The sequence below is a fragment of the Pseudomonas lurida genome, assembly GCF_002563895.1.
GTDB classification, from domain to species: domain Bacteria; phylum Pseudomonadota; class Gammaproteobacteria; order Pseudomonadales; family Pseudomonadaceae; genus Aquipseudomonas; species Aquipseudomonas lurida.
This window is the reverse complement of sequence record NZ_PDJB01000001.1, coordinates 4,485,574-4,509,407: the sequence shown is the minus strand read 5'-3', so window position 1 is coordinate 4,509,407 and position 23,834 is coordinate 4,485,574. Positions and strand designations below refer to the sequence as shown.

The following is a 23,834-nucleotide window of genomic DNA, read 5'->3' as shown; positions in this document are numbered from 1 at the left end:
AGCAAGTGGTTGATCTACATCTGGACCCGCAGGTGCTGTCGGGTTTGCAGGAAGTCATGGAAGGCGAATATCCCAAGTTGCTCGATACCTTTCTCGATGATTCCCAAAAGCGCGTCGAAGCGCTGCGCAAGGCCAGGGATGATGCGAAGGCGTTGGGAAGGATTGCGCACAGCTTCAAGGGGAGCAGTGGGAACTTGGGGGCGGTGCGGTTGGCGCAGTTGTGTCAGCGGTTGGAGGTTGAGTCGGTTGAGTCTGCGGTTGGGGATCTGGGGGAGCTGGTCGATCAGATTGATCGGGAGTTTGCGTTGGTGAAGCCGTTGTATGAGTCGGAGCGGCAGCGGTTTCAGGTTTGATTGTGTACATATCCGTTTCTTCGGTAACGGCTACCTATGGTTGCCCAAATAATGGATATACACACAAAACCTGGCCCGACTCTTGCTCTACCTCCAGATACTGCATCCCCGATCCCCATGCAGTGGAGACCTTTACCTATGCCAGTCGCCCCGAATTCGCTCCTTCAGGCTGCCCCCGCGGCCAAGCCTCAAGCGCCCGCCGCCAACTCACCGGCTGTGGCTGCGGACCCACGGGACAAGGGCCCTGGCTTCGCTCAAGTGTTTGCCAACCAGGCCTCCAAACCCACGGCGAAGGCCGACGACAACGCGTCCAAACCCACCGCGGGCAAGTCGTCCGACGCCAGCGCCAAGCCGGCATCAGGCAACGACAAGCCTGCCGCCAGCACGCCAGCGGTTGCCGATAGCGGCAATACCTTGCCTGCCAAGCCGCCGGCCAGTACCGACGACAGTGCCAGCAAGGATGACGACGCACCTACCGATCCGACGCTGGTGCAGCAGCCTCCCGCTGACCCGGTGGTCGACCCGGCATTGATTGCCGCCGTCACCCCGGTGGCTGTGCCGGTGCCGGTCGAGACCCCGGCGCCCGTCACCACCGCCAAGGATGAGAAAGCCCAGCCGGTGGCTGCAGCGCCGGTCGCCGCGACCGAGGAGGCCAAGCCGGCCTTCGACCCGGAAGCCGATCCCCTCGACGCCATGCCGGCCGTGCGACTGGCGATGGAGCAGGGCGGGCATGTGTCGGCCAGCAGTCAGGCTCCGGCGAAAACCGCGCCGGCGCCGACTCAGGATCAGCCGACCGCCGCGCAGAATTTTGCCGCCGGCCTGGCCAATATGGTCGACCAGCAAGCCACCAAGGACAGCACCGACCAGGGCGGCGACAAGGCATTCAGCGGGCTGATCGAGGACGGTCTCAAGGACCTGAAGAACGCCAGCAGCGATACCCGTGTGGATGACTTCGCCAATCGCCTGGCCGCATTGACCCAGGCCGCTACGCCGAAAACCGCCAACGCCTTGCCGCCCGTGGCCAATGCGCCGCTGGCCATGCACCAGAGCGGCTGGACCGACGAAATCGTCAACCGTGTGATGTACCTGTCCAGTGCCAACCTCAAGTCGGCGGAGATCCAGTTGCAGCCGGCTGAGCTCGGTCGCCTGGATATCAAGGTCAACATGACTGCCGACCAGCAGGCCCAGGTCAACTTCATGAGCGCCCACCCGGTGGTGCGTGAAGCGCTGGAAAGCCAGTCGGGCCGCTTGCGGGAGATGTTCGCCCAGCAGGGGATGGGCCAGGTGGACGTCAACGTATCCGACCAATCCCGTGGCCAGGAACAACAGCAACAGCAGGCCCAGACTCGTGGCGTGAGCAGCAGCGGGGGGCGCGGCGGTGATAATGGCGACAGCGGCAACCACGCTGATGTGGCTGAAGCCGTGACGCCGGTGACGTCGACCGTGATCGGCTCCAGCGCGGTCGACTACTACGCCTGATCCCTGTCAAAACACGCTCAGTGTGGGAGCTGGCTTGCCTGCGATGGCGGTGAGTCAGCTCCCACAAATGATTGATGGTGCCCCATCTTCCCCGGTTGCCAGACAACTCTGGCATAACACTTGCTCTTGCCTTTCCGTAGATCTATGAATCCCCGAATAGTGACGGATTATTGGCATGGCGAAGAGCGACGACGCAGCAAAAGCACCCGCAGGCAAAGGTAAGCTCAAGCTTATCCTGTTGATAGTCCTGGGCTTGCTCCTGGCCATCGGCGCCTCGATAGGTGGCACCTGGTACATCATGCACAGCAGCGCTAGCAAACCGGCACCCGCCGCCGAAACCGCCAGTAACGTCAAGCAACCGGCAATCTTCGAGCCGATGCTTCCGGCCTTTGTCGCCAACTTCAGTCAGAACGGTCGTCAGCGTTACCTGCAGGTGAGCATCACCTTGCTGGCGCGCAACCAGTCGGACCTGGACGCCCTCAAGGTGCATATGCCAGTGATCCGCAACAACCTGGTGATGCTGTTCTCCAGCCAGAGCTTCGACACACTTGCCACCCCTGTGGGCCAGGAAATGCTGCGCCAGAAGGTCACTGCCAGCGTGCAGGAAGTGGCCCAGAAGGAACTCGGCAAAGTCGTGGTCGAGCAGGCGCTCTTCACTAACTTCGTATTGCAGTAGGATCACGACATGGCCGTGCAAGACCTGCTGTCCCAGGATGAAATCGACGCGCTGCTGCATGGCGTGGACGATGGTCTGGTACAGACCGAAATGGCTGCCGAGCCCGGCAGCGTCAAAAGTTATGACCTCACCAGCCAGGATCGCATCGTCCGTGGACGCATGCCGACCCTGGAGATGATCAACGAGCGTTTCGCCCGCTATACCCGGATCAGTATGTTCAACATGCTGCGCCGCTCGGCGGACGTGGCCGTGGGTGGCGTGCAGGTGATGAAGTTTGGCGAGTACGTGCACTCGCTGTACGTGCCGACCAGCCTCAACCTGGTCAAGATCAAGCCGCTGCGCGGCACCGCATTGTTCATTCTTGATGCCAAGCTGGTGTTCAAGCTGGTGGACAACTTCTTCGGCGGCGACGGCCGCCACGCCAAGATCGAAGGCCGTGAGTTCACCCCTACCGAGCTGCGGGTGGTGCGCATGGTGCTGGAGCAGGCCTTCATCGACTTGAAGGAAGCCTGGCAAGCGATCATGGAGGTCAATTTCGAGTACATCAACTCGGAAGTGAACCCGGCCATGGCCAACATCGTCGGCCCCAGCGAGGCCATTGTGGTGTCGACCTTCCACATCGAACTCGATGGCGGTGGCGGCGACCTGCACGTGACCATGCCGTACTCGATGATCGAGCCGGTGCGCGAGATGCTCGACGCCGGCTTCCAGTCCGACCTGGACGACCAGGACGAACGCTGGGTCAAGGCCCTGCGCGAAGACCTGCTGGACGTCGACGTACCGCTGAGCGCCACCGTGGCCCGTCGCCAGTTGCGTTTGCGCGACATTTTGCACATGCAGCCGGGGGACATCATCCCCGTCGAATTGCCGGAAGAAATGATCATGCGCGCCAACGGCGTGCCGTCGTTCAAGGTCAAGCTCGGTTCCCACAAGGGCAACCTGGCGTTGCAAGTGGTTGAACCGATCAACCGTCGCTGACTCAACCCGATGATGCATACCCTATTTATGAATGTTTGCTCCGCCGAGGACATGTAATGGCTACCGAACACGAAAACACTTCCGCCGAAGACCAGGCCCTGGCTGACGAATGGGCTGCTGCCCTGGAAGAAACCGGCGATGTTGGCCAGGACGATATCGATGCGCTGCTGGCGGCTGACGCGGCCACCGCACCGGCTGGCAACCGCCTGCCCATGGAAGAATTCGGCAGCGTGCCGAAAAACAACGACCCGGTGACGCTCGACGGCCCGAACCTGGACGTGATCCTCGACATCCCGGTGTCGATTTCCATGGAAGTGGGCAGCACCGAGATCAACATCCGCAACCTGCTGCAACTCAACCAGGGCTCGGTGATCGAACTCGACCGCCTGGCTGGTGAGCCGCTGGACGTGCTGGTCAACGGCACCTTGATCGCCCACGGCGAAGTGGTCGTGGTCAACGAGAAGTTCGGCATCCGCCTGACGGACGTGATCAGCCCGAGCGAACGCATCAAGAAGTTGCGCTGACATGAAGTATTCGATGGCGGGACTGTTTCTGGCGCTGCCATTGAGCGCCCTCGCGGCTGAGCCGGTCGCGCAGGCGACTGCCGCAGCAGCACCGGTGGTGAGCAGCGGCATCGGTGGGCAATTGACCCAGCTGGTGCTCGGCCTGTTGCTGGTGGTGGGCCTTATTTTTGTGTTGGCCTGGCTGATGCGCCGCGTGCAGCGCGTCGGCCCGGGCAACGGCCAGGTGATCGAGATGATCGGTTCCCGTGCCCTCGGTCCGCGTGATCGGCTGGTGCTGGTGCAAGTGGGTGAGGAACAGATTCTGTTGGGCATTACTCCAGGGCGCATCACCCCGCTGCATGTGCTCAAGACCCCGGTGAACGTGGACCAGAGCCAGTCCGCCACGCCAGAATTCGCCCAGCGTCTGATGGAGTTGCTGGGCAAGGATCAGAAGGATAAGAAGTAATGCGCGTTTTATTGACGCTCATGCTGTTGCTGGCGGCGCCACTGGCGTTCGGCGCCGACCCGCTGTCGATCCCGGCCATTACGCTGGGCACCAACGCGGCGGGCGCACAGGAGTATTCGGTCAGCCTGCAGATCCTGCTGATCATGACCGCGCTGAGTTTTATCCCGGCGTTCGTGATGCTGATGACCAGCTTCACGCGGATCATCATCGTGTTCTCGATCCTGCGCCAGGCCCTGGGGCTGCAGCAGACCCCGTCGAACCAGATCCTGACCGGCATGGCGTTGTTCTTGACGCTGTTCATCATGGCGCCCGTATTCGACAAGGTTAACCAGCAAGCCCTGCAACCCTACCTGGCAGAGAAAATGACGGCCCAGGACGCGATCGACAAGGCCCAAGGCCCGATCAAGGATTTCATGCTGTCGCAGACTCGCTCCAGCGACCTTGAGCTGTTCATGCGCCTGTCCAAGCGGACCGACATCGCCACCCCGGACCAGGCGCCCCTGACCATCCTGGTGCCGGCGTTCGTCACGTCGGAGTTGAAGACCGCGTTCCAGATCGGCTTCATGATCTTCATTCCGTTCCTGATCATCGACCTGGTGGTGGCGAGCGTGCTGATGGCCATGGGTATGATGATGCTGTCGCCGCTGATCATCTCGTTGCCGTTCAAGATCATGCTGTTTGTGCTGGTGGACGGCTGGGCGCTGATTATCGGCACCCTGGCCGGCAGTTTCGGCGGGGTATAGCGCGATGACGCCAGAAGTTGCTGTCGACCTGTTTCGTGAAGCGCTGTGGCTGACCACCGTGATGGTCGCCGTGCTGGTAGTGCCGAGCCTGTTGGTGGGCCTGCTGGTGGCGATGTTCCAGGCTGCGACGCAGATCAACGAACAAACCTTGAGCTTCCTGCCACGCCTGTTGGTGATGCTGGTCACCCTGATCGTGGCCGGCCCGTGGCTGGTGCAGACCTTCATGGAATACATCCTGCAGTTGTACGGCAGTATTCCGCAGTTGATCGGCTGACCTGATGCAGTCCTTGCTGGCATTGACCGACACCCAGATCAGCACCTGGGTGGCATCCTTCATCCTGCCGCTGTTTCGCGTGACGGCGATGTTGATGGCCATGCCGGTGTTCGGCACCACCCTCGTACCACGGCGCGTACGCTTGTACTTCGCGGTGGCGATTACGGTGGTGATCGTGCCGGGGTTGCCGCCGATGCCGCCGGTCAACGCCATTGATCTCAGCGCATTGCTGCTGATTGCCGAGCAGATCCTGATCGGCGCGTTGATGGGGTTTTCCCTCACGTTGTTTTTCCAGGCGTTTGTGATCGCCGGGCAAATCATCTCGATCCAGATGGGCATGGGCTTCGCATCCATGGTCGACCCCACCAACGGCGTGTCGGCGGCAGTGATCGGGCAATTCCTGACCATGCTGGTGACCCTGCTGTTCCTGGCCATGAACGGCCATCTGGTGGCCTTTGAAGTGATGACCGAAAGCTTTACCACCTTGCCGGTAGGGTCGGGGCTGGTGGTCAATCACTTCTGGGAGGTCGTTGGGCGTCTCGGTTGGGTGTTGGGCGCCTCCCTGTTGCTGGTATTGCCGGCGATCACGGCGTTGCTGGTGGTCAACATCGCGTTTGGGGTGATGACCCGTGCGGCGCCGCAGCTGAACATTTTCTCGATTGGTTTCCCGTTGACCCTGGTGTTGGGCATGGGGATTTTCTGGATCGGCCTGGCCGACATTCTCAATCAGTATCAACCGCTGGCGACCGACGCCCTGCAGTTCTTACGTGATCTGGCACGGGCGCGCTGAGCCATGGCCGAGAGCGAGAGTGGTCAGGACAAGACAGAAGACCCCACGGAGAAACGCAAAAAGGACTCCAGGGAAAAGGGCGAAATTGCGCGCTCCAAAGAGCTCAATACCGTCGCCACCATGATGGCGGGTGCCGGTGCCTTGCTGATCTACGGCGGCGGCCTGGCGTTGGACTTGATGGAATTGATGAAGCACAACTTCGCCTTGCCCCGCGACGTGTTGCTCAACCCCGACGCCATGGGCCAGTACCTGTTGCACTCAGGCAAGATCGCGATCCTGGCGGTGCAGCCGATCCTGATCACTTTGCTGCTGGCCGCGTTGATCGGCCCGGTTGCCCTGGGTGGGTGGCTGTTCGCTGCCGGTAGCATGGCCCCCAAGTTCAGCCGCATGAACCCTGGCGCCGGGCTCAAGCGCATGTTTTCTGCCAAGGCCTTGGTGGAACTGCTCAAGGCGTTGGCGAAATTCATCCTGATTCTGTTCGTGGCGCTGATGGTGTTGTCGTCCGACATCGACGACCTGCTGCGCATCGCCCATGAACCGCTCGAGTCGGCGATCATCCACAGCGTGCAGGTGGTGGGCTGGAGCGCGCTGTGGATGGCGGCCGGGCTGATCATCATTGCCGCGGTGGACGCGCCGATCCAACTGTGGGAAAGCCACAAGAAACTGCTGATGACCAAGCAGGAGGTGCGCGACGAGCACAAGGACCAAGAGGGTCGCCCCGAGGTCAAGCAGCGTATTCGCCAACTGCAGCGGGAAATGTCCCAGCGCAAGATGATGGCCTCGGTGCCCGACGCCGACGTGGTCATCACCAACCCGACCCACTATGCCGTCGCCCTCAAATACGACCCGGAGAAGGGCGGCGCGCCGATGTTGCTGGCCAAGGGCAGCGACTTTACCGCGTTGAAGATCCGCGAAATCGCGGTGGCCAATGACATCCTGCTGCTGGAGTCGCCGGAGTTGGCGCGGTCGATTTTCTACTCCACCGACCTCGACCAGGAAATCCCCGCCGGGTTGTACCTGGCCGTGGCCCAGGTGTTGGCGTACGTCTATCAGATTCGCCAATACCGCGCGGGCAAGGGCAAGCGGCCTGATCCGCTGAAGGATCTGCCAATTCCGCCGGATTTGCGTCGCGATTCCTGATGCTTGCCTTGCGCCCCTGTTGACGCCGGCTTGCCGCCGATAAAAACCAGGTCGCTTCCCTGCGTCATCCTCAACCACCTTCGCTCGTACTCCAGCGCCTGAGTGGGCGGCCTGCCGTTCGTCGTAAGCCGTGCGCAAGCTGTCAACTTTGACAGTAGCCAGCGTCGCGCTCTTGCGGTTCCATGGCATCACACACTGCGTACACGTTGTTACGAGATGCAGAAGGAGTGGTGATGGAAGCGGTGACAGGCACGATCAAATCCTACAGCCGAAAAACCGGGGAAGGCTTGATTGCACTGGATGGCGAGGACGAGCCTGTGCGTGTGGACCTCGACAGCTCGGCTGGGGTCTGGCTGAAGAAAGGCCTGCGCGTGCAGTTCGCGAGGATTCATCGACCCAAGGGCGTTTTTGCGTTTCATATCAAGCTCATCTAGCGATGTCCGTAGAGGGCATCCAGCTGGACGTCAGGAGAAAGGTAATGGCAACAGGTACTGTGAAGTGGTTTAACGCGGAGAAGGGCTTTGGGTTTATTGCTCCGGATGACAAAAGCGCGGACGTGTTTGTCCACTTTTCGGCCATCGTCGCTGAAGGGTTCAAGACCCTTGAAGAAGGGCAAAAAGTGCAGTTTGGCGTAACCCAGGGCCCAAAAGGGCTGCAGGCGGCTGACGTGAAACCGTTGTAGATAACCCTTATGAAGTGTTGTCGCTGTTCGCGCGGCGCCATCGAATTCTGGGTCGGCCGAAACGTCGACAGTCGTTCCCGCAGTGCTACTGGGATTGTCCGAAACCTAATGCCGCACACTCAGTGCGGCGTTTAAACATAATCGGGAGAACGCTCATGGCAACGGGAACGATTAAATTTTTCAGCGTAGATAAAGGGTTCGGATTCATCACGCCGAGTGACGGAAGTCGTGAAGTTTTCGTACATGTAACCGACTTACGAGGTGAGAGCGTTACTGCGGGCCAAAAAGTGAGCTACGACGTCAGTACGTGTGAACCAGAAAACCCCACACTCCTGAAAGCTGTAAACGTTAAGCCAATTTAGCGTCCCGTGATCGCTTTGCGTGGCTGGCTTTTTAGCATTTCACTGCTCGGCGATCCTGGCTGCCCGTTTCAAGTCACTCGAAGCAAATCAAACAGTAGAGTTCGACGTTATTCAGGCCCCCAAAGGACCACGGGCTGAGAAGGTACGGATGGTTTATGCCTGATCGGGTCGTTATCGGCTCTCGCCTCGCGGTGATCCATCGTGCGCTGATGTTTCTTATTTCAACCCTTCAGGTTAAAGGAGCGGAATATGACGAATGTTAAGACTTCCAGCGGCCTGCAATACGAAGACATAGTGGTGGGCAGTGGACCGACAGTGAGTCAAGGGCAAAGTGTGGGCAGTCAATACACCGGTAGGTTAACGAATGCGAGCGGCCACATATTTGACTCGAGTAGAACCACCTTTACATTGGGGAGGGGGCAGGTGATTCGCGGTTTGGATGAGGGGATAGTTGGAATGAGCGTCGGAGGGCGTCGCCAATTGACCATCCCGCCAGACCTCGGGTATGACGCCCGTGGGGCCGGTGGGGGAATCCCACCCAATGCCACTCTCTGGTTTGAAGTGGAGCTGATTTCCATCACCTAGCTTGGACAAGAGCATTTTGTCATTGGATCGTACCCGTGCTACAGCGTCGGTGCGATCCTTCTAGATCAATGGCAACGTCGCAGGTCTGTTCGTGAGCGAAAGCTAGGGGTTTCAGTGAGGTGGCCCCGCAGGTCTTTGGTGCGGATGCGGTCGATTAGGGAGAACAACTTAACGCCGCGCCGCCCGTCCGCTGGGTGTGTGGTGGATTACGGAAACTTGGGAACGGGGTTCCTTGGGGCAACCTCAAAACCGTTTGAAAAATTCCCTTGGCGGCAGTGGATGTACACCCACTCAACTGTGGGAGCTGGCTTGCCTGCGCTTGCAATGTGTCAATCATCTGAAGGGCTAGCCATGCGTCAGTCATCGCAGGCAAGCCAGCTCCCACATTCGAATCGGTTTGCACTCGACCGCTTCGCCCGCCTATCAGCCGCCATCCCAATGAATAAAGGCATTCGAGCTGGAATACAAAAGTTGGAAGGCTTCTTGCAACCCCGCCTCCAAGACGCTTCCCTGCGTCAAAACTTTGCTTCAAAGGACACGAGGAATACTGGTGGAACGTTCTCAAATGCTCAGCACGGCCCGTGGCACCCTGACTGACCTCTCGCGGGGCAATCTGGGTGTGCCGTTGTTGTTGCTGGTGATGCTGGCAATGATGATGTTGCCAATGCCGCCGTTCCTGCTGGACGTGTTCTTTACCTTCAACATTGCCTTGTCCGTCGTGGTGTTGCTGGTCTGCGTGTACGCCTTGCGGCCGCTGGATTTCGCCGTATTCCCGACGATTCTGCTGGTGGCGACCTTGCTGCGCCTGGCGCTCAACGTGGCCTCGACCCGAGTGGTCATGCTCCATGGCCAGGACGGCCACGCCGCTGCCGGTAAGGTGATCCAGGCCTTCGGTGAGGTGGTGATCGGCGGTAACTACGTGGTCGGTATCGTGGTGTTCGCGATCTTGATGATCATCAACTTCGTGGTGGTCACCAAGGGCGCCGGGCGGATCTCCGAGGTGAGCGCGCGGTTTACCCTCGACGCCATGCCCGGTAAACAGATGGCCATCGACGCCGACCTCAACGCCGGCCTGATCGACCAGAACCAAGCCAAGTCGCGCCGCCTGGAAGTGGCCCAGGAGGCCGAGTTCTATGGCTCCATGGACGGTGCCAGTAAATTCGTGCGCGGTGACGCCATCGCCGGCCTGCTGATCCTGTTCATCAACCTCATCGGCGGCATGGCGGTGGGTATCTTCCAGCACGGCATGACCTTCGGCGATGCCGGCAAGGTCTATGCGTTGCTGACCATTGGTGACGGTTTAGTGGCGCAATTGCCATCACTGTTGTTATCTACAGCAGCGGCGATCATGGTGACCCGTGCTTCGGGCTCCGAAGACATGGGCAAGCAGATCAGCCGGCAGATGTTTGCCTCGCCCAAGGCCCTGGCCGTGGCGGCGGGCATCATGGCCATCATGGGGATCGTGCCGGGCATGCCCCATGTGTCGTTCCTGAGCATGGCGGCCATGGCGGGCGGCGGTGCGTACCTGTTCTGGAAAAAGCAGAATGCGGTCAAGGTCCAGGCCCAGCAAGAGATTGCGCGCCAGCAGGAACTGCTGCCATCCCCGGCTCGCGCCCAGGAAACCAAAGAGCTTGGCTGGGATGACGTCACCCCGATCGACATGATCGGCCTGGAAGTCGGCTACCGCCTCATCCCGCTGGTGGACCGTAACCAGGGCGGCCAATTGCTCGCGCGGATCAAGGGCGTACGCAAGAAGCTGTCCCAGGACCTGGGCTTCCTGATGCCCACCGTGCATATCCGCGACAACCTCGACCTGGCGCCGAGCGCCTACCGCCTGACCCTGATGGGCGTGATCCTGGCCGAAGCCGAGATCTACCCGGACCGCGAGCTGGCGATCAACCCCGGCCAGGTGTTCGGTAGCCTCAACGGCATTACCGCCAAAGATCCGGCTTTTGGCCTGGACGCGGTGTGGATCGAAATCAGCCAGCGCAGCCAGGCACAGTCGCTGGGCTACACCGTGGTGGACGCCAGCACCGTGGTCGCCACCCACCTCAACCAGATTCTGTACAAGCACTCCCACGAGCTGATCGGGCACGAGGAAGTCCAGCAATTGATGGGTTTGCTCGCCAAAGCCTCGCCAAAACTCGCCGAAGAACTGGTGCCGGGCGTGCTGTCGCTGTCGCAGTTGCTCAAGGTGTTGCAGGCGTTGCTGGCCGAGCAGGTGCCGGTACGCGACATTCGCAGCATTGCCGAGGCTATCGCCAACAACGCCGCCAAGAGTCAAGATACTGCCGCCCTGGTGGCCGCGGTGCGCGTCGGATTGTCGCGCGCAATCGTCCAAAGCATTGTAGGGATTGACTCCGAGCTGCCTGTTATCACCTTGGAGCCAAGGTTGGAACAAATATTGCTCAATAGTATTCAGAAGGCGGGACAAGGCCAGGAAGAGGGCGTCCTGCTGGAGCCAAGCATGGCTGAAAAGCTGCAGCGCTCGTTGATCGACGCTGCACAGCGCCAGGAAATGCAGGGCCAACCGGTGATTCTGCTGGTGGCCGGCCCAGTCCGGGCGATGTTGTCGCGGTTTGGACGCCTGGCAGTACCGAATTTGCACGTTTTGGCTTATCAGGAAATTCCTGACAACAAGCAAGTGACTATCGTCGCGACAGTAGGGCCCAACGGCTGAGGGTAGTGGGTTATGCAAGTTAAGCGTTTTTTCGCCGCCGATATGCGTCAGGCCATGAAACTGGTTCGTGATGAGTTGGGCGCCGACGCCGCGATTATTGGTAACCGTCGTATTGCCGGCGGTGTCGAGCTGACGGCTGCCCTGGATTACACGCCTTCGGCCTTGGCGCCACGCGTGCCGAACATGGAGCTCGAAGACGAGCTGCGCAAGACTGCGTCGCGGATTGTCTCGGCCCAGGCTGAACTGAGCATGCGTGGCGACAGCGATGCCACCACCAATCGCCAATTGTTCGCCGGCTTGCCGCTGACCGCGGCCGAGCCGCTGGTCGAACCTACGTTCAAGGAGCCGCCGCGCCCTGCTGCGCCTGCTCCGGCGCCGGCTGTCGACCCGCGTGTGTTCGACTCGATGCGTTTTGAACTCAATGGCCTGCGCGAACTGCTGGAAGTGCAGCTCGGCTCGCTGGCCTGGACGCAACTGCAAGGCAGCAAGCCGCAACAGGCCAACCTGTGGCGTCGCCTGCAACGCATCGGCCTGTCCGGCCCGTTGTCCCGCGACCTGTTGGCCCTGACCACTGAAATCGAAGAGCCGCGCCAGGCCTGGCGCATGTTGCTGGCCCACCTGGCGCGGATGATTGCCACCCCGGAAATCGAACCGTTGGAAGAGGGCGGTGTGATCGCCATGGTCGGCCCTGCCGGCATGGGCAAGACCACCACCCTGGCCAAGCTGGCGGCCCGCTACGTGCTCAAGTACGGCGCGCAGAATATCGCGCTGGTGAGCATGGACAGTTATCGTATCGGTGCCCAGGAGCAACTCAAGACCCTGGGCCGGATCCTCAATGTGTCGGTGACCCATGTCGACCCGGGCCAGTCCCTGGCCAACGCCCTCGACCCACTGCTGCGCAAGCGCGTGGTGCTGATCGATACTGCGGGCCTGCAAGCCAGCGATCCGGCGTTGCGCATGCAACTGGAAAGCCTGGCTGGGCGTGGCATCCGGTCAAAGAATTACCTGGTGCTTGCAACCACCAGCCAGAAACAGGTTCTTACCGCTGCTTATCATAGTTACAAGCGTTGTGGCCTGGCCGGTTGCATCCTTACCAAGCTCGATGAAACCGCGAGCCTGGGCGAGGTGCTGAGCCTGGCTATCAGTCATGAATTACCGGTCGCCTACCTGACCGACGGCCCGCGGATCCCGGATGATCTGCATCTGCCGCGCCGTCATCAGTTGGTCAGCCGTGCAGTCAGTGTGCAAATGCAAGACGAGCCTAGCGAGGAAGCGATGGCCGATATGTTCGCCGACCTTTACCACAGCCCGGCAAAGCGGGTGGGTTGAGTCAGGATGAACACCGTGAAATGTATCTACATCGATGGTCTGCAAGCGATTCACGCGGCCAAGCCATGTAGCCTGCGTCTAAGCAAGACAAGGTAAAGAAATAAAATGGGCAGCATGCATCCCGTACAGGTGATCGCGGTGACCGGCGGCAAAGGTGGCGTCGGGAAAACTAACGTGTCAGTGAATTTGTCCCTGGCCCTGGCAGAGCTTGGCCGTCGCGTCATGCTGCTGGATGCTGACCTGGGGCTGGCGAACGTCGACGTTCTGCTGGGGCTGACGCCCAAACACACCCTTGCCGATGTGATCGAAGGCCGCTGTGAGCTGCGCGATGTGCTGCTGCAGGGCCCCGGTGGCATACGCATCGTGCCAGCGGCTTCCGGCACCCAGAGCATGGTGCACCTGAGCCCGGCGCAGCATGCCGGCCTGATCCAGGCATTCAGTGATATCGGTGACAACCTCGACGTGCTGGTGATCGACACCGCCGCCGGGATCGGCGAGTCCGTGGTCAGCTTCGTGCGCGCCGCGCAGGAAGTCTTGTTGGTGGTCTGTGATGAACCCACCTCGATCACCGACGCCTACGCCCTGATCAAACTGCTTAACCGTGACTACGGCATGAACCGCTTCCGCGTGCTGGCCAACATGGCCCAGAGCCCGCAGGAAGGACGCAACCTGTTCGCCAAGTTGACCAAGGTCACGGATCGGTTCCTCGATGTCGCCTTACAATACGTCGGCGCAGTTCCCTACGACGAGTGTGTGCGCAAGGCTGTGCAAAAGCAGCGTGCAGTCTACGAAGCGTTCCCTCGTTCCAAATGCGCATTGGCGTTCAAGGCTATTGCCCAGAAGGTCGATACCTGGCCGTTGCCCGCCAACCCTCGGGGGCATCTGGAGTTTTTCGTCGAGCGATTGGTGCATCAGACGAGCGCAGGACCGGTGCTATGACAGCCAGCGGCTACAACCTTTACAAGAAATCGGCACGTGACAGCCAGGGTGAATTGATCGAGCGCTATGCGCCCCTGGTCAAGCGCATCGCCTATCACTTGCTGGCACGCCTGCCCGCCAGCGTCCAGGTCGAAGACCTGATCCAGGCGGGCATGATCGGCCTGCTCGAAGTGTCGACCAAATACGACGCGAGCAAGGGCGCGAGTTTCGAAACGTATGCGGGTATCCGTATCCGTGGCGCGATGCTCGATGAAGTGCGTAAAGGTGACTGGGCGCCGCGTTCGGTACATCGCAATACACGCATGGTCAGTGACGCAATTCGCGCAATTGAAGCAAAAACCGGTCGCGACGCTAAAGATCACGAAGTTGCGGCCGAACTCCAATTGAGTCTCGACGATTACTACGGGATTTTGAACGATACCTTGGGCAGCCGCCTGTTCAGTTTCGACGACCTCTTGCAGGACGGCGAGCACGAAGGGCTGCACGAGGACGGCGCGAGTGCTCATATGGAGCCATCGCGTGACCTGGAAGATGAGCGTTTCCAGGGGGCGTTGGCGGATGCGATTGCCAATTTGCCGGAGCGTGAGCGACTGGTGTTGGCGCTGTACTACGACGAAGAGCTGAACCTCAAGGAAATCGGTGAGGTCCTGGGCGTCAGCGAGTCGCGGGTCAGCCAGTTGCACAGCCAGTGCGCAGCCCGCTTGCGGGGGCGTTTGGGAGAGTGGCGAGCGCGCTGACAGGCAGTGTGGGGACACTGCAGACGATACCGCGAGGGCGACCAGCCTTCGCGGTTTCGACCCGTGGTGCCCCCGGCAGTCCTTTTTGTGTAATGCCTGTTGATTGAAATGGCGCGTCCAGGTGCTGGGCGCGTTTAAGACTGCTTGGAGGTCGAATTGGACAAGAACATGAAAATCCTCATCGTTGATGACTTCTCAACGATGCGGCGGATCATAAAAAACCTGTTGCGTGACCTTGGGTTCACTAACACGGTCGAGGCGGATGACGGCATTACGGCGATTCCGATCCTCAACAGCGGGAGCATCGACTTTCTGGTAACAGACTGGAACATGCCGGGCATGACCGGTATCGACTTGCTGCGCCACGTGCGCGCTGACGAAAAGCTGCGCAGCCTGCCTGTGCTGATGGTAACCGCCGAAGCCAAGCGTGAGCAGATCATCGAAGCCGCCCAAGCCGGGGTTAACGGTTACGTGGTCAAGCCATTCACTGCATTGGCCTTGAAAGAGAAGATCGAAAAAATCTTCGAACGCATCCACGGCTAATGCCATCGCGGGGGAGCTATGGAGCATAAAGAAACGTCACAGGGAGACTTCGAGTCGACCCTGAAAAAGCATGCTCACCAATTGGTCGAAAGCCTTGAAAGAGGCCAGTTCGGCGACGCGGTGCAGTTAATCCATGAGCTCAACCAGACCCGTGACCGCGGCCTGTACCAGGAAGTGGGCAAGCTCACGCGCGAGCTGCACAGTGCAATCGTCAATTTCCAGATTGACCCGCACATGCCCCAGGCCGAAGAAATCTCCCAGATCACGGATGCCACCGAACGCCTGTCCTACGTGGTCAGGCTGACTGAGGCGGCGGCCAACCGCACCATGGACCTGGTGGAAAACGCCACGCCTCTGGTCAATGGCATGGCCACTGAAGCCCAGGCCCTCAGCGTTGACTGGGGCCGTTTCATGCGCCGTGAAGTGGGGGCTGAAGAGTTTCGTGAGCTGGCGCGCCGGGTCGAAGGGTTCTTGTCACGCAGTGAGCAGGAAAACCGCACGGTTTCCAGCAACCTCAACGACATTCTGCTCGCCCAGGATTACCAGGACCTCACCGGTCAGGTGATCAAGCGTGTGACCCAGTTGGTCACCGAAGTGGAAAGCAACTTGCTCAAATTGGTGCTTATGGCAGGCCAGGTTGACCGTTTTGCCGGCATTGAACATGACCGCGAAGCGATCCTCTCGGAAAAAGATCCACAAAAACATCTCGCCAAGGGTGAAGGTCCGCAGATTCATGCCGATAAACGTGAAGACGTTGTGTCAGGTCAGGATGACGTAGATGACCTGTTATCCAGTTTAGGCTTCTAAGGAGCACCCACATGAGCTTCGGCGCCGATGAAGAAATCCTTCAGGATTTCCTTGTAGAGGCCGGCGAAATTTTAGAGCAACTGTCCGAACAACTGGTCGAGCTGGAAAGCCGCCCGGATGATGCGAACCTGCTCAATGCAATTTTTCGCGGTTTTCACACTGTAAAAGGGGGCGCCGGCTTCCTCCAGCTCCATGAGCTGGTGGAGTGCTGCCACATCGCCGAGAACGTGTTCGACATCCTGCGCAAGGGTGAGCGGCACGTTGACTCGGAGTTGATGGACGTGATTCTCGAAGCACTGGACGCGGTCAACGGCATGTTCGGCGAAGTCCGCGAACGTGCCCCGATCACTGCGGCCACGCCGGAGCTGCTAGCCGCCCTGGCGCGCTACGCAGAGCCTGCCGACTTATCGGCTGCGCCGGTGGCTGAAGCTGCGCCGGAACCGGTGGCAGAGCCCGAAGCGGATGTGACGGACAGCGAGTTCGAACAACTGCTCAACTCGCTCAGTGCGGTGAAGGCCGAGGCTGAAGCACCCGCTGCGCCTGTTGCCGCACCGACCAGCGAAGACATTACCGACGCCGAGTTCGAGTCCCTGCTTGACCAGTTGCATGGCAAAGGCCAGTTCGCGGCTGACGCCGTGGCACCGGTCGCTGCGCCTGAGGCGCCTGCCGCCACTGGCAGTGCCAGCACCGATATCACCGACGATGAATTCGAAGCGTTGCTCGACCAACTGCACGGCAAGGGCACCTTTGTGGCCGACGCCTTGCCGGCAGTCGCCGCCACCGCCGCAGCGCCTGCCGCCAGTGCCGCACCTGCTGGCGATGGCTTGATCTCCGATCAGGAGTTCGAATCCCTGCTGGACGAATTGCACGGCAAGGGCAAGTTCAGTGAAGTGGCGCCGGCCGCTGCGGTGGCGACCGCTGCACCGGTTGCCGCCAAAGCCGCGGCGCCGGCACCCGCTCCGGCGGCCAAACCCGCACCGACTCCAGCCGCCGCCCCGGCGCCGGCGCGTGCTGCCGCCGCGCCGGTGGCCGAGAAACCTGCCAGTGAAGCCGAAACCACCGTGCGCGTTGATACCGCGCGCCTGGACGACATCATGAATATGGTCGGCGAACTGGTACTGGTGCGTAACCGCTTGGTGCGCCTGGGCTTGAGCAGCGGCGATGAAGCCATGCAAAAGGCCGTGTCGAACCTCGACGTGGTGACCGCCGACCTGCAGACCGCCGTGATGAAAACGCGGATGCAGCCGATCAAGAAAGTCTTCGGCCGCTTCCCACGCCTGGTTCGTGACCTGGCGCGTCAGCTGAAGAAAGAGATCAACCTGGAGCTGGTGGGTGAAGAAACCGACCTCGACAAAAACCTTGTCGAGGCCCTGGCCGACCCGCTGGTCCACTTGGTGCGCAACGCCGTCGACCACGGCGTGGAAACCCCGGAAGAACGCGAGGCGTCGGGCAAGTCGCGCAACGGCAAGGTCATCCTGGCAGCCGAGCAAGAAGGCGACCATATCCTGCTGTCGATCACCGATGACGGCAAGGGCATGGACCCGACCATTCTGCGCAATATCGCCGTCAAGCGTGGCGTGATGGACAAGGACGCCGCCGATCGCCTGACCGACACCGAGTGCTACAACCTGATCTTCGCCCCGGGTTTCTCCACCAAGACCGAGATTTCCGACGTGTCCGGCCGTGGCGTCGGCATGGACGTGGTGAAGACCAAGATCAGCCAGCTCAACGGCTCGATCAACATTTACTCGACCAAGGGCCAAGGCTCCAAGATCGTCATCAAGGTGCCGTTGACCCTGGCGATCATGCCGACCTTGATGGTGATGCTGGGTAACCAGGCCTTCGCCTTCCCGCTGGTCAACGTCAACGAGATCTTCCACCTCGACCTGTCCCGCACCAACGTGGTGGACGGCCAGGAAGTCGTGATCGTGCGCGACAAGGCGTTGCCACTGTTCTACCTCAAGCGCTGGCTGGTGGCATCGGCCAAGCATGAAGAGCAGCGCGAAGGCCATGTGGTGATTCTCTCCGTGGGCACCCAGCGTATCGGCTTTGTGGTCGATCAACTGGTTGGCCAGGAAGAAGTGGTCATCAAGCCTTTGGGCAAAATGCTGCAGGGAACCCCGGGCATGTCGGGTGCGACCATCACCGGTGACGGTCGGATCGCGCTGATTCTCGATGTTCCGAGCATGCTCAAGCGTTACGCCGCTCGGCGTATTTGATTCTGGTGGGGCAGGGCGGTATTGCCCGCCCCGCCTAACGGAGTGTTTATGGCAGTCAAGGTCCTGGTGGTGGACGATTCGGGTTTCTTCCGCCGCCGCGTCTCGGAAATTCTTTCCGCCGATCCAACGATCCAGGTGGTCGGCACGGCCACCAACGGCAAAGAGGCGATTGATCAAGCCATTGCGTTGAAACCGGACGTGATCACCATGGACTACGAGATGCCGATGATGGATGGCATCACGGCAGTTCGACACATCATGCAACGCTGCCCGACCCCGGTGTTGATGTTCTCCTCGCTGACCCACGAAGGCGCCCGGGTCACCCTGGATGCGTTGGACGCCGGCGCGGTGGACTTCCTGCCGAAAAATTTCGAAGACATCTCGCGCAACCCCGAGAAGGTCAAGCAGATGCTGTGCGAGAAGGTGCACAGCATTTCGCGCAGCAACCGTCGCAGCCTGTTCAGCACGCCGGCGCCGTCGCAAGCACCTGCTCCCGCTCCCGCCGCGGCACCGACAACCTCGTTCGGGCGTCCTGCGCCGGCACCGGTTGCTCGCCCCGTGGCGCCTGCGCCCGTGCGTGCCACTGCGCCTGCGGCGGCTCATTCACCCGCGCCCAAGCGCAAGGCCTACAAGCTGGTGGCTATCGGTACTTCCACTGGCGGCCCGGTTGCCCTGCAGCGCGTATTGACCCAATTGCCGGCCAACTTCCCGGCGCCCATCGTGTTGATCCAGCACATGCCCGCTGCGTTCACCAAGGCTTTCGCCGAGCGCCTGGACAAGCTGTGCCGCATCAGCGTCAAGGAAGCCGAGGATGGCGACATCCTGCGCCCTGGCTTGGCGTTGCTGGCCCCGGGTGGCAAGCAAATGATGGTCGACGGGCGTGGCGCGATCAAAATCCTGCCGGGCGATGAGCGCCTGAACTACAAGCCGTGCGTGGACATCACCTTCGGTTCGGCGGCCAAGTCCTACGGTGACAAAGTTCTGGCGGTGGTGCTCACCGGCATGGGCGCCGACGGCCGTGAAGGCGCGCGTCTGCTCAAGCAGGGCGGCAGCGCCATCTGGGCCCAGGATGAAGCCAGCTGCGTGATCTATGGCATGCCCATGGCCATCGTCAAGGCGGACCTGGCCGACGCCGTCTACAGCCTGGACGACATTGGCAAGCATCTGGTGGAGGCCTGCCTCTGATGGATGTCTTGAGCCTGATCGGTATCATCATGGCGTTTGTCGCGATCATTGGTGGCAACTACCTCGAAGGCGGTCACCTCGGCGCGTTGGCCAATGGCCCGGCGGCGCTGATCGTGATCGGCGGCACGGTGGGGGCGGCATTGCTGCAGTCACCCTTGAGCTCGTTCAAGCGCGCCATGCAGATCCTGGTGTGGATCATTTTCCCGCCACGCGTGGACCTGCCCGGCGGCATCGATCGCGTGGTCAACTGGAGCCTCACCGCCCGCAAGGAAGGCCTGCTGGGCCTGGAAGGCGTAGCCGATGCCGAACCCGACAGCTACGCACGCAAGGGCCTGCAGTTGCTGGTGGACGGTGCCGAACCGGAAGCGATCCGCAGCATCCTCGAGGTGGACTTCTACACCCAGGAAAGCCGTGACATCAATGCCGCCAAAGTCTTTGAAAGCATGGGCGGCTACGCGCCGACCATCGGCATTATCGGTGCGGTGATGGGCCTGATCCACGTGATGGGCAACCTGGCCGACCCGTCCCAATTGGGCAGCGGGATCGCCGTGGCGTTTGTCGCCACCATCTACGGTGTGGCCAGCGCCAACCTGGTGTTGCTGCCGGTGGCGAGCAAGCTCAAGTCGATCGCCATGCGCCAGTCGCGTTATCGCGAAATGTTGCTCGAAGGTATCCTCTCGATCGCCGAGGGCGAGAACCCGCGCTCCATCGAATTGAAGCTCCAGGGCTTCATGGATTGATGGGAGGTATGTGTTGTGAGCCGTCGCCGTCGTGAACCTGAAGAACACGTCAACCATGAACGCTGGCTGGTGTCCTACGCCGACTTCATTACGCTGCTGTTCGCGTTTTTCGTGGTGATGTACTCCATCTCGTCGATCAACGAAGGCAAGTACAAAGTCATTTCCCAGGCGTTGATCGGGGTGTTCAACGACGCCGACCGCGCCCTCAAGCCGATCCCCATCGGCGAAGAGCGGCCCAAGACCGTGACGCCGGCCAAGCCGCTGGTCAACGACAGCGATGAAACTGCTGCCGGCGTGGGCGGCACCAGCGATCCGCTGAAGAGCATCGCCGATGACATCAGTGCCGCGTTTGGCGATTTGATCAGCTCCAACCAGATGACCGTGCGTGGCAACGAACTGTGGGTGGAGATCGAACTCAACTCCAGCCTGCTGTTTGCCAGTGCCGATGCGATGCCCAGTGACCAGGCGTTCACCATCATTGATAAGGTGGCGGCGATCCTGCGGCCATTCGAGAACCCGATCCACGTTGAAGGGTTTACCGACAATTTCCCGATCAGCACCGCGCAGTACCCGACCAACTGGGAGCTGTCCTCGGCGCGTGCCGCGAGCATCGTGCGCATGCTCGCGATGCAGGGCGTGAACCCCGGCCGCCTGGCGTCGGTGGGGTATGGCGAGTTCCAGCCGGTGGCCAATAACGCCACGGTAGAGGGGCGCGCACGTAACCGTCGAGTGGTACTGGTGGTGTCGCGCAACCTGGATGTGCGTCGCAGCCTGACCGGCACCGGTACCGCCAATGCAACACCGGATGCGGCCTTGAAGCGGGCTGGCACACAAACTGCACCGGCCCCTGTAAAGCCGCCGGTTCGTCAGAGTGCCGTCAATTCTCCGTCGCCGGCTCAATAACCCTATGCAATGTCTCGGTCGCGCCTGTGCCTGCCGGGAGGAACCAACCGAATGAGAGTCTGGGCAGTTGCCAATCAAAAAGGTGGGGTCGGCAAGACCACTACCTCCATCGCCTTAGCCGGATTGCTGGCCGAGGCGGGCAAGCGTGTGGTCGTGGTGGACCTGGACCCTCACGGCTCCATGACCAGCTATTTCGGCTACGACCCGGATGCCCTGGAACACAGTAACTACGACCTGTTCCTGCACAAGGGCAGCGTGCCCGCCGATTTGCCTGGGCAATTGCTGCTGCCCACCAGTAACGAAAGCATTTCCCTGCTGCCTTCCAGCACCGCACTGGCCACCCTTGAACGTCAGTCGCCTGGGCAGAGCGGCCTGGGCCTGGTGATCGCCAAGACGCTGGCGCAACTGTGGCAGGACTTCGACTACGCGATCATCGACAGCCCGCCGTTGCTGGGCGTGTTGATGGTCAACGCCTTGGCGGCCAGCCAGCAGTTGGTCATCCCGGTGCAGACCGAACACCTGGCGGTCAAAGGCCTGGAGCGCATGGTCAGCACCCTGGCGATGATCAACCGTTCGCGCAAACAGGCGCTGCCGTTCAGCATCGTGCCGACCCTGTTCGATCGCCGGACCCAGGCGTCCCTCGGCACTTTGCGCGTGTTGCGCGATGCCTACCCGGACACTATCTGGAACGGCTACATCCCGGTGGACACGCGCTTGCGTGACGCCAGCCGTGCCGGCCTGGCGCCGTCGCAGTTCGACTCGAAAAGTCGTGGCGTACTGGCTTACCGCGCGTTGCTCAAGCACCTGCTGTCCCAGCAGCTTGTGGCGCAGGTGGCGTGATGAACCGTCCCGTAGAGCTCAAGACCCGGCCGCAACTGGCACTGGAATCCTACCTGGATGCCTTGCTGCAGGATGCGACGGCGGAAGAACTGCAGGAACCGATCCTGGTGCTGGAGCCTGCTGTAGAACCAGAAAGCACGCTGGACGAATTCCAGCTGGCTGTATTGGAAGAGCAGGCGCGCGACGCACAGGTTGTGCCGGTTGCGCCTGTCGTCGTTCCGATTGCGCCGCTGGTGGTGGCGCCCGTGGTGGTCGAGCCGGTGGTGGAAGTGCACCTGCCACCGAGCATTACGCCGCCTCCCGTCACTGGCGATGACCGCCCCAGCTGGGCTGCCGAACCGTTCGAATGCCTGCTGTTCGACGTCGCCGGGTTGACGCTGGCAGTGCCGTTGGTGTGCCTGGGGTCGATCTATTCCCTGGAAGGCCAGGAGTTGACGCCGCTGTTCGGGCAGCCGGAATGGTTCCTTGGCATCCTGCCCAGCCAGGCCGGCAACCTCAAGGTGCTCGATACCGCGCGTTGGGTCATGCCCGACCGCTACCGTGACGACTTCCGCCAGGGCTTGCAATACGTGATCTCGGTGCAGGGCTATGAATGGGGGCTGGCGGTGCACCAGGTCAGCCGCTCGTTGCGCCTGGACCCGAACGAAATCAAATGGCGCAGCCACCGGGGCCAACGGCCTTGGCTGGCAGGCACCGTGATCGAACACATGTGCGCGTTGCTTGACGTCGCCGAACTGGCGGAGTTGATTGCCAGTGGCGCGGTCAAGGCGATGCCACAGAACAAACGCAGTTGATTGAACAATAAGGGCCGCATGCGAATGCGGTCAGCGAAGCACACACGCCGTGTAAAACGGCACTTGAAGGGGTCAGGGGTATGAATAAGTCAGCGTCCGCACAAGGTTTGGATGATCCGATCCTGCAATGGGTTACCTTCAAACTGGACAACGAGTCCTATGGCATCAACGTGATGCGCGTGCAGGAAGTACTGCGCTACACCGAGATCGCTCCGGTTCCGGGTGCGCCAAGCTACGTGCTGGGCATCATCAACCTGCGCGGCAACGTGGTCACGGTGATCGACACCCGCCAGCGTTTCGGCCTGGTACCGACTGAAGTCAACGACAACACGCGTATCGTCATCATCGAAGCCGACAAGCAAGTGGTCGGGATCATGGTCGACAGCGTGGCGGAAGTGGTCTATCTGCGCCAATCGGAAGTGGAAACCGCGCCGAACGTGGGCAACGAAGAATCCGCCAAGTTCATCCAGGGCGTGTGCAACAAGAACGGCGAGCTGCTGATTCTGGTTGAGCTGGACAAGATGATGAGCGAAGAAGAGTGGTCGGAACTGGAGAGCATCTGATTGTTCCTTGAGGCCGCGGTAATTGTCCTGGCCCTGTTGTGGGCCGGGACCTTGGCATTCCTGCTGCGCTATGTGCGCCAGCAGCGCGAATTGTTCTTGCAGCAGGCCGAGCGTGATGCTGTGCGTGATCGGCGCATTCTTGAGTTGGTCAAGCGGGTTGATCATTACCAGCAGAGCGCGGTGAGGGTGGGGGATGAGGTGCATGAACTGCGCGCCATTCTTGCGCCGTTGCCCGACAAGCTGGCGCAGATTGAGCAGCGCGATCCTTCCAGCCTTTCGTTTGCGCAGGCTGCGAAGTTGGTGGGGATGGGGGCTACGGTGGATGAGCTTACCCAGTCGTGTGGGTTGACTCAGGCTGAGGCGCAGTTGATGAGTAAGTTGCATAAGAGTTGATTGGGTTTTGAGTACATATCCGTTGCTGCGGTAACGACCACTTAGGGTTCCGCCCTTACGGCGGCTCACTTTTGGAAAGGCCCAAAAGTAAGCAAAAGGCCTTCGCCCCAACACTCGCCACCTCGCCTAGG

Annotated in this window: 29 protein-coding genes; all 29 read left to right on the top strand. The window is 60.7% G+C overall.

Annotated elements, in window-relative coordinates; genetic code table 11:
• The first annotated feature begins 5 nt into the window (after window positions 1-5).
• Entirely contained in the window at window positions 6-353 is a 348-nt protein-coding gene (locus ATH90_RS20365) for an Hpt domain-containing protein (protein ID WP_025855872.1), read from the top strand.
• Between the two features lie 138 nt (window positions 354-491).
• Window positions 492-1,832: a flagellar hook-length control protein FliK gene (locus ATH90_RS20360; protein ID WP_034107941.1), complete on the top strand. Its 1,341-nt coding sequence runs from the start codon at window positions 492-494 to the stop codon at window positions 1,830-1,832.
• A 175-nt stretch (window positions 1,833-2,007) separates the two neighbouring features.
• A complete protein-coding gene (gene fliL / locus ATH90_RS20355; RefSeq protein ID WP_034107939.1) occupies window positions 2,008-2,508 on the top strand; it encodes a flagellar basal body-associated protein FliL in 501 nt (166 codons plus the stop codon).
• A gap of 9 nt (window positions 2,509-2,517) precedes the next feature.
• Window positions 2,518-3,486 (top strand): flagellar motor switch protein FliM, encoded by a 969-nt coding sequence (fliM, locus tag ATH90_RS20350; RefSeq protein WP_010208755.1) that lies wholly within the window; start codon window positions 2,518-2,520, stop codon window positions 3,484-3,486.
• A 56-nt stretch (window positions 3,487-3,542) separates the two neighbouring features.
• Entirely contained in the window at window positions 3,543-4,010 is a 468-nt protein-coding gene (fliN, locus tag ATH90_RS20345; RefSeq protein ID WP_033900765.1) for a flagellar motor switch protein FliN, read from the top strand.
• 1 nt (window position 4,011) lies between these two features.
• Window positions 4,012-4,455, top strand: coding sequence for a flagellar biosynthetic protein FliO (gene fliO, locus ATH90_RS20340; RefSeq protein ID WP_034107935.1), 444 nt, complete (start codon window positions 4,012-4,014; stop codon window positions 4,453-4,455).
• Window positions 4,455-5,198 (top strand): flagellar type III secretion system pore protein FliP, encoded by a 744-nt coding sequence (gene fliP, locus ATH90_RS20335; protein ID WP_016976565.1) that lies wholly within the window; start codon window positions 4,455-4,457, stop codon window positions 5,196-5,198. Before fliO ends, fliP begins: the two co-directional genes overlap by 1 nt.
• 4 nt (window positions 5,199-5,202) lie before the next feature.
• Window positions 5,203-5,472, top strand: a complete 270-nt coding sequence (gene fliQ, locus ATH90_RS20330) for a flagellar biosynthesis protein FliQ (protein ID WP_010208761.1) — start codon at window positions 5,203-5,205, stop codon at window positions 5,470-5,472.
• A gap of 4 nt (window positions 5,473-5,476) precedes the next feature.
• Window positions 5,477-6,262: a flagellar biosynthetic protein FliR gene (fliR, locus tag ATH90_RS20325; protein WP_034107933.1), complete on the top strand. Its 786-nt coding sequence runs from the start codon at window positions 5,477-5,479 to the stop codon at window positions 6,260-6,262.
• A gap of 3 nt (window positions 6,263-6,265) precedes the next feature.
• Window positions 6,266-7,402 carry a flagellar biosynthesis protein FlhB gene (gene flhB / locus ATH90_RS20320; RefSeq protein WP_034107931.1) on the top strand — a complete coding sequence of 379 codons (1,137 nt, stop codon included), beginning with the start codon at window positions 6,266-6,268 and terminating at the stop codon, window positions 7,400-7,402.
• Between the two features lie 233 nt (window positions 7,403-7,635).
• Window positions 7,636-7,836, top strand: a complete 201-nt coding sequence (locus ATH90_RS20315; RefSeq protein ID WP_069077928.1) for a S1 domain-containing protein — start codon at window positions 7,636-7,638, stop codon at window positions 7,834-7,836.
• A 44-nt stretch (window positions 7,837-7,880) separates the two neighbouring features.
• Window positions 7,881-8,084: a cold-shock protein gene (locus ATH90_RS20310; protein ID WP_069078753.1), complete on the top strand. Its 204-nt coding sequence runs from the start codon at window positions 7,881-7,883 to the stop codon at window positions 8,082-8,084.
• A gap of 155 nt (window positions 8,085-8,239) precedes the next feature.
• Entirely contained in the window at window positions 8,240-8,446 is a 207-nt protein-coding gene (locus ATH90_RS20305) for a cold-shock protein (RefSeq protein ID WP_081327143.1), read from the top strand.
• 19 nt (window positions 8,447-8,465) lie between these two features.
• The gene (locus ATH90_RS20300) at window positions 8,466-8,609 is read left to right on the top strand and encodes a cold shock domain-containing protein (RefSeq protein WP_081327142.1); all 144 of its coding nucleotides are present in this window, start codon (window positions 8,466-8,468) and stop codon (window positions 8,607-8,609) included.
• Window positions 8,610-8,695: 86 nt separating this feature from the next.
• On the top strand, window positions 8,696-9,031 hold the full coding sequence (locus ATH90_RS20295; protein WP_098467164.1) for an FKBP-type peptidyl-prolyl cis-trans isomerase: 336 nt from the start codon (window positions 8,696-8,698) through the stop codon (window positions 9,029-9,031).
• A gap of 565 nt (window positions 9,032-9,596) precedes the next feature.
• Window positions 9,597-11,711, top strand: a complete 2,115-nt coding sequence (gene flhA / locus ATH90_RS20290) for a flagellar biosynthesis protein FlhA (protein WP_155003103.1) — start codon at window positions 9,597-9,599, stop codon at window positions 11,709-11,711.
• A gap of 12 nt (window positions 11,712-11,723) precedes the next feature.
• Complete coding sequence (gene flhF / locus ATH90_RS20285; RefSeq protein ID WP_034107925.1) at window positions 11,724-13,040, top strand: flagellar biosynthesis GTPase FlhF; 1,317 nt, start codon at window positions 11,724-11,726, stop codon at window positions 13,038-13,040.
• A 105-nt stretch (window positions 13,041-13,145) separates the two neighbouring features.
• Window positions 13,146-13,979 (top strand): flagellar synthesis regulator FleN, encoded by an 834-nt coding sequence (gene fleN, locus ATH90_RS20280; RefSeq protein WP_003192912.1) that lies wholly within the window; start codon window positions 13,146-13,148, stop codon window positions 13,977-13,979.
• Window positions 13,976-14,716 (top strand): RNA polymerase sigma factor FliA, encoded by a 741-nt coding sequence (fliA, locus tag ATH90_RS20275; RefSeq protein WP_034107923.1) that lies wholly within the window; start codon window positions 13,976-13,978, stop codon window positions 14,714-14,716. Before fleN ends, fliA begins: the two co-directional genes overlap by 4 nt.
• A gap of 168 nt (window positions 14,717-14,884) precedes the next feature.
• Window positions 14,885-15,259: a chemotaxis response regulator CheY gene (locus ATH90_RS20270; protein ID WP_015885173.1), complete on the top strand. Its 375-nt coding sequence runs from the start codon at window positions 14,885-14,887 to the stop codon at window positions 15,257-15,259.
• 18 nt (window positions 15,260-15,277) lie between these two features.
• Complete coding sequence (locus ATH90_RS20265; RefSeq protein WP_034107921.1) at window positions 15,278-16,066, top strand: protein phosphatase CheZ; 789 nt, start codon at window positions 15,278-15,280, stop codon at window positions 16,064-16,066.
• Window positions 16,067-16,077: 11 nt separating this feature from the next.
• Window positions 16,078-18,285 (top strand): chemotaxis protein CheA, encoded by a 2,208-nt coding sequence (locus ATH90_RS20260; protein WP_098467163.1) that lies wholly within the window; start codon window positions 16,078-16,080, stop codon window positions 18,283-18,285.
• Between the two features lie 48 nt (window positions 18,286-18,333).
• Complete coding sequence (locus tag ATH90_RS20255; RefSeq protein WP_098467162.1) at window positions 18,334-19,470, top strand: protein-glutamate methylesterase/protein-glutamine glutaminase; 1,137 nt, start codon at window positions 18,334-18,336, stop codon at window positions 19,468-19,470.
• A complete protein-coding gene (locus ATH90_RS20250; protein WP_010208778.1) occupies window positions 19,470-20,210 on the top strand; it encodes a flagellar motor protein in 741 nt (246 codons plus the stop codon). Before ATH90_RS20255 ends, ATH90_RS20250 begins: the two co-directional genes overlap by 1 nt.
• 15 nt (window positions 20,211-20,225) lie before the next feature.
• Complete coding sequence (gene motD, locus ATH90_RS20245) at window positions 20,226-21,113, top strand: flagellar motor protein MotD (RefSeq protein ID WP_034107915.1); 888 nt, start codon at window positions 20,226-20,228, stop codon at window positions 21,111-21,113.
• A gap of 51 nt (window positions 21,114-21,164) precedes the next feature.
• Entirely contained in the window at window positions 21,165-21,953 is a 789-nt protein-coding gene (locus tag ATH90_RS20240) for a ParA family protein (protein WP_010208781.1), read from the top strand.
• Complete coding sequence (locus ATH90_RS20235) at window positions 21,953-22,747, top strand: CheW domain-containing protein (protein ID WP_098467161.1); 795 nt, start codon at window positions 21,953-21,955, stop codon at window positions 22,745-22,747. The genes ATH90_RS20240 and ATH90_RS20235 overlap by 1 nt, the downstream gene beginning before the upstream one ends.
• 80 nt (window positions 22,748-22,827) lie before the next feature.
• Window positions 22,828-23,310 (top strand): chemotaxis protein CheW, encoded by a 483-nt coding sequence (locus ATH90_RS20230; RefSeq protein WP_010564003.1) that lies wholly within the window; start codon window positions 22,828-22,830, stop codon window positions 23,308-23,310.
• Window positions 23,311-23,703, top strand: coding sequence for a DUF2802 domain-containing protein (locus ATH90_RS20225; protein ID WP_034107911.1), 393 nt, complete (start codon window positions 23,311-23,313; stop codon window positions 23,701-23,703). It begins immediately after the preceding gene.
• Window positions 23,704-23,834: the final 131 nt, after the last annotated feature.

What these genes read in the sequence shown, in the direction of transcription:
- ATH90_RS20360 (WP_034107941.1), top strand. Translation starts at nt 492, where the DNA reads ATGCCAGTCGCCCCGAATTCGCTCCTTCAGGCTGCCCCCGCGGCCAAG.
- fliL (WP_034107939.1), top strand. Translation starts at nt 2,008, where the DNA reads ATGGCGAAGAGCGACGACGCAGCAAAAGCACCCGCAGGCAAAGGTAAG.
- fliM (WP_010208755.1), top strand. Translation starts at nt 2,518, where the DNA reads ATGGCCGTGCAAGACCTGCTGTCCCAGGATGAAATCGACGCGCTGCTG.
- fliN (WP_033900765.1), top strand. Translation starts at nt 3,543, where the DNA reads ATGGCTACCGAACACGAAAACACTTCCGCCGAAGACCAGGCCCTGGCT.
- fliO (WP_034107935.1), top strand. Translation starts at nt 4,012, where the DNA reads ATGAAGTATTCGATGGCGGGACTGTTTCTGGCGCTGCCATTGAGCGCC.
- fliP (WP_016976565.1), top strand. Translation starts at nt 4,455, where the DNA reads ATGCGCGTTTTATTGACGCTCATGCTGTTGCTGGCGGCGCCACTGGCG.
- fliQ (WP_010208761.1), top strand. Translation starts at nt 5,203, where the DNA reads ATGACGCCAGAAGTTGCTGTCGACCTGTTTCGTGAAGCGCTGTGGCTG.
- fliR (WP_034107933.1), top strand. Translation starts at nt 5,477, where the DNA reads ATGCAGTCCTTGCTGGCATTGACCGACACCCAGATCAGCACCTGGGTG.
- flhB (WP_034107931.1), top strand. Translation starts at nt 6,266, where the DNA reads ATGGCCGAGAGCGAGAGTGGTCAGGACAAGACAGAAGACCCCACGGAG.
- ATH90_RS20315 (WP_069077928.1), top strand. Translation starts at nt 7,636, where the DNA reads ATGGAAGCGGTGACAGGCACGATCAAATCCTACAGCCGAAAAACCGGG.
- ATH90_RS20310 (WP_069078753.1), top strand. Translation starts at nt 7,881, where the DNA reads ATGGCAACAGGTACTGTGAAGTGGTTTAACGCGGAGAAGGGCTTTGGG.
- ATH90_RS20305 (WP_081327143.1), top strand. Translation starts at nt 8,240, where the DNA reads ATGGCAACGGGAACGATTAAATTTTTCAGCGTAGATAAAGGGTTCGGA.
- ATH90_RS20295 (WP_098467164.1), top strand. Translation starts at nt 8,696, where the DNA reads ATGACGAATGTTAAGACTTCCAGCGGCCTGCAATACGAAGACATAGTG.
- flhA (WP_155003103.1), top strand. Translation starts at nt 9,597, where the DNA reads ATGCTCAGCACGGCCCGTGGCACCCTGACTGACCTCTCGCGGGGCAAT.
- flhF (WP_034107925.1), top strand. Translation starts at nt 11,724, where the DNA reads ATGCAAGTTAAGCGTTTTTTCGCCGCCGATATGCGTCAGGCCATGAAA.
- fleN (WP_003192912.1), top strand. Translation starts at nt 13,146, where the DNA reads ATGGGCAGCATGCATCCCGTACAGGTGATCGCGGTGACCGGCGGCAAA.
- fliA (WP_034107923.1), top strand. Translation starts at nt 13,976, where the DNA reads ATGACAGCCAGCGGCTACAACCTTTACAAGAAATCGGCACGTGACAGC.
- ATH90_RS20270 (WP_015885173.1), top strand. Translation starts at nt 14,885, where the DNA reads ATGAAAATCCTCATCGTTGATGACTTCTCAACGATGCGGCGGATCATA.
- ATH90_RS20265 (WP_034107921.1), top strand. Translation starts at nt 15,278, where the DNA reads ATGGAGCATAAAGAAACGTCACAGGGAGACTTCGAGTCGACCCTGAAA.
- ATH90_RS20260 (WP_098467163.1), top strand. Translation starts at nt 16,078, where the DNA reads ATGAGCTTCGGCGCCGATGAAGAAATCCTTCAGGATTTCCTTGTAGAG.
- ATH90_RS20255 (WP_098467162.1), top strand. Translation starts at nt 18,334, where the DNA reads ATGGCAGTCAAGGTCCTGGTGGTGGACGATTCGGGTTTCTTCCGCCGC.
- ATH90_RS20250 (WP_010208778.1), top strand. Translation starts at nt 19,470, where the DNA reads ATGGATGTCTTGAGCCTGATCGGTATCATCATGGCGTTTGTCGCGATC.
- ATH90_RS20240 (WP_010208781.1), top strand. Translation starts at nt 21,165, where the DNA reads ATGAGAGTCTGGGCAGTTGCCAATCAAAAAGGTGGGGTCGGCAAGACC.
- ATH90_RS20235 (WP_098467161.1), top strand. Translation starts at nt 21,953, where the DNA reads ATGAACCGTCCCGTAGAGCTCAAGACCCGGCCGCAACTGGCACTGGAA.
- ATH90_RS20230 (WP_010564003.1), top strand. Translation starts at nt 22,828, where the DNA reads ATGAATAAGTCAGCGTCCGCACAAGGTTTGGATGATCCGATCCTGCAA.